The following is a 6089-nucleotide window of genomic DNA, read 5'->3' as shown; positions in this document are numbered from 1 at the left end:
TCCGGGGCGCCGTCCGGAACCCCGTCCAGCGCGTGCTCCGCCGCCGCCTCCGCGCGCTCCTGCTCGCGCCGGCGCGCCACGGCGCGCTGCGCCTCGCGGGCCCGCTCGACGACGTCGAACGACCCGGTGGTGGGCGGCAGGTCGGGCAGCGCCGCCGGGTCGGGGCGGTCGACGTCCCGCTCCCGGGCCACGGGCCGGTCGGGCTCGGCCGGCGGCTCCAGGGGCAGGGGCGACGACTCCAGGGTGATGCCCGCCCGCCGCGGCAGGGTGAGCCGGAAGCAGGCGCCCTGCCGGGGCCGGCCCCACGCCTCCAGCCAGCCGCCGTGCAGGTGCGCGTCCTCCAGGGAGATCGCCAGGCCGAGGCCGGTGCCCCCGGTGGTGCGCGCCCGCGCGGGGTCGGCCCGCCAGAACCGGTCGAACACGTGCGCCGCCTCGTCGCGGGTCATCCCGACGCCGCGGTCGCGGACGGTCACGGCGACCGCCCGGTCGTCCGCGCCGACCGTGACCTCGACGTCGCTGCCGTCGGCGTGCTCGATCGCGTTCACGAGCAGGTTGCGCAGCACCCGCTCGACGCGCCGCGGGTCGACGTCGGCGACGCACGGCGCCTCGGGCTGCGTCACCGACAGCCAGGAGCCCTTGCGGCCGGCGAGCGGCACGGCCTGGTCGACGGCCGCCCCGACGACGTCGCGCAGGTCCCGCGCCTCCGCGTCCAGCACGGCCGCCCCGGCGTCGAACCGGCTGATCTCCAGCAGGTCGCCCAGCAGGTCCTCGAACCGGTCGAGCTGCTGCTGGAGCAGCTCCGCCGACCGGCGCACCACCGGGTCGAACTCGTCCCGCGACTCGTAGATCATCTCGCCGGCCATCCGGACGGTGGTGAGCGGGGTGCGCAGCTCGTGCGACACGTCCGAGACGAACCGGCGCTGCATGGCGGACAGGTGCTCCATGCGGTCGATCTGGTCCTGGAGGCTCTCGGCCATCTCGTTGAACGACCGGCCCAGGCGCGCCATCTCGTCCTCGCCGCGCACCGGCATCCGCTCGGTGAGGCTGCCGTCGGCGATCCGCTCCGCGACGTGCGCGGCCTGCCGGACCGGGCGGACGACCTGCCGGGTGGTCAGCCAGGTCATCGACACCAGCAGCACGACGAGGGCCGCGGCGCCGATGCCGAGGACGCTCTGCAGGAACTCCAAACGGTCCTGCTCGGCCTGCAGGGAGTACAGGAAGTACAGCTCGTAGGAGCCGGCCGCGGGCACCGTGACGACCTGCCCGACCATCACGCCCGGCTCGACGCGCCCGGTGTCCGTCGCAGACGCGGGCCACGCGACCGACTCCCAGCGCTGCCCCTCGCCCTCGGCCGTGGCGGCGCGCAGCTGCTCCGAGACGAGGCCGACCAGGCTGGAGTCGGTGGACTGGCCGGTGACCAGGATCGGCTGCTGCTGGCCGCGCGCGCGCAGCAGGAACACCTCGCGCTCGCCGGACCCGCCGGAGCGCAGGGCGTCCACCATGTCGTTGACGAGGAGCTGCGCCTCGGGCGCCGTCGTCGCGGTGGACGCGTCGAACGTCTCCTGCGCCTGGGCGGCGCTGCGCGCGGACTCGGCGAGCACCTGGTCCACCCGCTGGGTGAACAGCCCGTCGCGCACGCTGACGGACAGGTAGCCGCCGAGCACCGCGAGCGCGAGCAGCCCGACCGCGAGGGTCAGGGTGAGGACGCGCGCCTGCAGCGACCCGCGCCAGGCGCGGACCAGACGGCGCGCGCGGGCCCCGGCGCGCACCGTGGCGAGCCGCCACGCGCGCGCCGCCCGCGCGGTGACGCCGCCGCGGGAGGTGCCGGTCACGGGGGCGTCGCGCCCGCCTTGTAGCCGACGCCGCGCACGGTCACGACGATCTCGGGGCGCTCGGGGTCGGCCTCGATCTTGGACCGCAGGCGCTGGACGTGGACGTTGACCAGCCGGGTGTCGGCCGCGTGCCGGTAGCCCCACACCCGCTCGAGCAGCACCTCGCGGGTGAACACCTGCCACGGCTTGCGGGCGAGCGCCACCAGCAGGTCGAACTCCAGCGGGGTGAGCGAGATGGGCGCGCCGTCGCGCGTCACCCGGTGGCCGGTCACGTCGATCGACAGGTCGCCGATCCGCAGGTGCTCCGGGGCCGGCTCGTCGCTGCGGCGCAGCCGCGCCCGCACGCGCGCGATCAGCTCCTTGGGCTTGAACGGCTTGGCGATGTAGTCGTCCGCCCCGGACTCCAGCCCGAGCACCACGTCGACCGTGTCCGCCTTGGCGGTCAGCATGACGATCGGCACGCCCGACTCCGCCCGGATCAGCCGGCACACCTCGGTGCCGTCCTTGCCCGGGAGCATGAGGTCGAGCAGCACGAGGTCCGGCTGCGAGGACCGGAAGATCTCCAGCGCCTCGTCCCCGTCGGCGCAGAAGACCGGCTCGAACCCCTCCGAGCGCAGCACGATGCCGATCATCTCGGACAGGGCGGTGTCGTCGTCGACCACGAGAACGCGTCCCTTCATCTGCCCATGATCGCATCACCGGGGCCCGCACCGGGCCCGTCCGCGCCCACGACGCCCCGACGGAGCAGCGGCCCGCGCGCGGACCTGACGTGGCACGATGGCCGTCAGCCGCGCCCGACACCCCGACGGGGTGCTCGGGGCGCACCCCGCTGCGACCCCCGAGGAGCACCATGAGCACGCCTCACGACGAGGGCCGCCCCGAGGACGCGCCGCGGCAGGGCGAGGAGCCGCGCCCGGCGCCCCGGTTCGGGCAGTACGCCCCCGCCGGGTGGCAGCCGCCCACCGACCCCGCCACGGGCGGGCAGCCCGCGAACCCGTGGGGCGACCCGGGCACCCGGCCGGGTGGCGGCCGTCCGGGTGACGCGTCCGGGCAGCCCGGCCAGGTCGCGGGCCCGGCCGCACCGGTCCCGCCGGGGTACGGCCAGCAGCCCGGGTACGGGCAGCAGCCCGGGTACCCCGCCGCGCCCGGCCAGGCGCCCGGCTACGGCCAGCAGCCCGGCTACCCGACGGCACCCGGCTACGGGCAGCAGACCTACGGCCAGCAGCCCGGCCCCGCCCCGTACGGCTGGGGCGCCACGCCCTACCAGCCGGTGGCCGCGCAGCCCGGGATCATCCCGCTGCGCCCGCTGAGCATCTGGGAGATCTTCGACGGCGCGTTCCGCGCGATCCGGCACAACCCCGCCACGATGTTCGGCCTGACCGCCGTGGTCGTCGCCGTCGCCACGGCGATCGGCGCGCTGATCCAGTGGTACCTCGCGGGCGTGTTCGCGGGCGCGGTCAACGACCTGTTCAGCACCAGCGCCGGCTTCACCACCGCCGACTCCGAGCTGCTCGGCGACAGCTTCGGCACCTCGCTGGCGGGCGTCGCGGGCGTCCCGCTCACCGCGCTCGCCACCACGATCCTCACCGGCCTGCTCATCCTGTCGGTGAGCCGGTCGGTCATCGGCCGGCGGATCTCGGCCCGCGACGTCGTGCGCGGCCAGGGCAAGCGCATCCTCTGGGTCATCGGGTTCAGCCTGCTGCTCGGCCTGGCGACCTCCGTGGCGTTCGCCGCGCTCGTGGGGCTCGTGGTCCTGGTCGGCTCGACGTCGGACAGCGTGGGCCTCACCGTCCTGGTCGGGCTGCTCGCGCTGGCCGCCGCGGTGGTCGGCGGCTTCTGGATCACGATCCGCACCCTGCTCGCGCCCGCCGCGATCATGCTGGAGGGCGGCGGCTTCTGGGCGTCGGTGTCCCGCGCGTGGCGGCTGACCCGCGGCAGCTTCTGGCGGCTGCTCGGGCTGTACCTGCTGGTGTCGATCCTGGTCGGGATCATCTCCCAGGTGGTCGTCGTGCCGGTCTCGCTCATCTCCCAGCTCGTGCTCAACGACCCGCTCATGACCAGCGGGCCGGCCATCGCCCTCACCGCGATCGGCACCGCGATCGCGACCACCATCACCACGGTCTTCATGGCCGGCGTCATCGCGCTCGCCTACATCGACGTCCGGATGCGCCGCGAGGGCCTGGACGTCGAGCTGGCCCGGGCCGCGGAGGGCGCCGGCCGGTGACCGTGCCCGTCGTGCCGGACGCCGAGCAGGCGCGCCGCTGGCTCGAGCAGGAGCTCGCCGACCCCGTCTACCACCAGCAGCCCAGCCTGCTGCAGCGGTTCCTGGACTGGCTCGGCCGGCTGTTCGAGGGGGCGGACGGCCTGCCGATCGGCAACGTCGGCACGCTCCTGGCGATCCTCGCGGGCCTGGCCGTGCTGGTGACCGTGGCGTTCCTCGTCACCGGCCCGGTGCGCCGCAGCCGGCGGGTCGCCGGGGCGCGCGGCGTGCTCGACGTCGACGACCGCCGCACCGCGGCCGAGATCCGGGCCGCGGCGGACGCGGCCGCCGCGCGCGGCGACTGGGCCGCGGCGGTCGCGGACCGGTTCCGCGCGCTCGTGCGCTCGCTCGAGGAGCGCGCCGTCCTGGAGGAGCAGCCCGGCCGGACCGCGCACGAGGCGGTCGAGGCCGCGGGGCTGCGGCTGCCCGTGCACGCCGTGGACCTGCGCGCCGCCGGCCGGCTGTTCGACGACGTCGTCTACGGCGAGCGCACCCCGCGCGCCGAGGACGACGCGGCGCTGCGCGAGCTCGACGCGCGCGTGACCGCGACCCGCCCGACGCTGCCCGCCGGGCTCACGGGGGTGGGCGCGTGACCGCCCCGACGACGACCCGCGCGCCGGGACCCCCGGCCGCCGCGCCCGGCGGCGTCGTCCTGGGCGACGGCACGACGCTGCGGACCCGCACGGGCGCGCGCTGGCGCCGGGTGCGCTGGCTGGTCGTCGTCTCTGTCGTGCTCGGGCTCGGCGTGCTCGCCGCGCTGCTGCCCGCACCCACCCGCTCCGCGACGGCCCTGGCCCCGGACAACCCGCGGGACAACGGCGCGATGGCGCTCGCCGAGGTGCTGCGCGACCAGGGCGTCCGGATCACCTACGTGCGCTCCGCCGGCGCCGCGGTCGACGCCGCCGAGGCCGGCCGCACCCTGCTCGTCACCTCGGACTGGCTGCTGTCCACCGAGCAGGTGGACGCGCTCGCCGGCACCGCCGCGGACCTCGTGCTGCTCGACCCGTCGTCCCTGCTCGACCGCGCGGTCCCCGGTCTCACCACCGGCTGGTCCGGCGGCACCGAGCCCGGGACCGTCACCGCGTCCTGCGAGGACCCCGACGCCGCGGCCGCCGGCACGGTCTCCGCCACCGGCGCGGGCGTCCTCCCGCTCGGCGAGACCGCGCCCGCCGGCACCGCGCTCTGCTTCCCGGTGCCCGGCTCCTCGCCGCAGTCGTACCTGTACTCCGCGTCCGAGGTCGACGGCCGCCGGGTCACCGTGCTGGGCGACGCCGGCCTGATCACGAACGCGCGGATCACCGACGAGGGCAACGCCGCGCTCGCGCTGCGGGCCCTGGGCCGGAGCACCGAGCTCGTCTGGTACGTGCCGTCCGCGAGCGACCTCGGCGTCGACGAGGGCGCGGCCGGCCCGGGCCTCGGCGACCTCCTGCCGCCCACCGCACGGGTGCTGCTGGTCCAGGCGCTCGTCGTGCTGGTCGCGCTCGCGCTGTGGCGCGGCCGCCGGCTCGGCCGGGTCGTCGCCGAGCGGCTGCCCGTCGTCGTCCGGCCCGCCGAGACCACGCGCGGCCGAGCGCGGCTCTACCGGACGTCGCGGTCCTACGGGCACGCCGCCGCCTCGCTCCGGGCCGGCACCGCCGCGCGGCTGGCACGCCGGCTCGGCGTGCCGCGGTCCGCCGCCGCGCCCGAGGTCGTGACCGCGGTCGCGCGCGCCGCCGGCCGGGACGAGACCGACGTCCGCGACCTGCTGTACGGACCACCCCCCACGTCAGACGCGGGCCTGGAGCACCTGGCCCGCCGGCTCGACCAGCTCGAGAGCGAGGTTCACCCCACGTGACCGACCACCCCGCCCCGAACCCGTGGCCGCAGGGCGGCACGCCCTCCGGGTACCCCGCGCAGCCGACCGGGCCCGAGCACGCCGCGCCGCAGCACCCCGCGCCGCAGCACGCGCCCGCGCCGGCGGCCGCGCCCGCGCAGCCCGCGTGGCAGGCCCAGCAGCC

Annotated in this window: 5 protein-coding genes; 3 read left to right on the top strand and 2 right to left on the bottom strand. The window is 77.0% G+C overall.

The genetic code is table 11. The features are described from left to right. Both mtrB and mtrA read right to left on the bottom strand, forming a co-directional pair. The coding region (gene mtrB, locus G6556_RS16500) for an MtrAB system histidine kinase MtrB (RefSeq protein ID WP_346774952.1) at positions 1 to 1769 on the bottom strand (1769 nt) is incomplete at its 3' end. A gap of 59 nt (positions 1770 to 1828) precedes the next feature. Then, a complete protein-coding gene (gene mtrA, locus G6556_RS16495) occupies positions 1829 to 2512 on the bottom strand; it encodes an MtrAB system response regulator MtrA (protein WP_166943873.1) in 684 nt (227 codons plus the stop codon). Positions 2513 to 2682: 170 nt separating this feature from the next. Between mtrA and G6556_RS16490 the strand changes: the two genes are divergently transcribed. Genes G6556_RS16490 through G6556_RS16480 form a run of 3 tightly spaced genes read left to right on the top strand, consistent with a single transcriptional unit; the run spans position 2683 to position 5926 of the window. Next, entirely contained in the window at positions 2683 to 4056 is a 1374-nt protein-coding gene (locus G6556_RS16490; RefSeq protein WP_166943871.1) for a glycerophosphoryl diester phosphodiesterase membrane domain-containing protein, read from the top strand. Then, positions 4053 to 4685, top strand: a complete 633-nt coding sequence (locus tag G6556_RS20035) for a DUF4129 domain-containing protein (protein ID WP_166943869.1) — start codon at positions 4053 to 4055, stop codon at positions 4683 to 4685. The genes G6556_RS16490 and G6556_RS20035 overlap by 4 nt, the downstream gene beginning before the upstream one ends. Continuing rightward, the gene (locus tag G6556_RS16480; protein WP_166943867.1) at positions 4682 to 5926 is read left to right on the top strand and encodes a DUF4350 domain-containing protein; all 1245 of its coding nucleotides are present in this window, start codon (positions 4682 to 4684) and stop codon (positions 5924 to 5926) included. Before G6556_RS20035 ends, G6556_RS16480 begins: the two co-directional genes overlap by 4 nt. The last annotated feature ends 163 nt before the right edge of the window (positions 5927 to 6089 follow it).

The organism is Cellulomonas sp. IC4_254, assembly GCF_011603975.1.
Lineage (GTDB): Bacteria > Actinomycetota > Actinomycetes > Actinomycetales > Cellulomonadaceae > Cellulomonas.
Note: the sequence above shows the minus strand (reverse complement) of the source record. Positions and strands in the feature narration are given on the sequence as shown.

Excerpts from the sequence above, each read along its gene's own strand:
- mtrA (WP_166943873.1), bottom strand. The coding sequence starts at position 2,512 with ATGAAGGGACGCGTTCTCGTGGTCGACGACGACACCGCCCTGTCCGAG.
- G6556_RS16490 (WP_166943871.1), top strand. The coding sequence starts at position 2,683 with ATGAGCACGCCTCACGACGAGGGCCGCCCCGAGGACGCGCCGCGGCAG.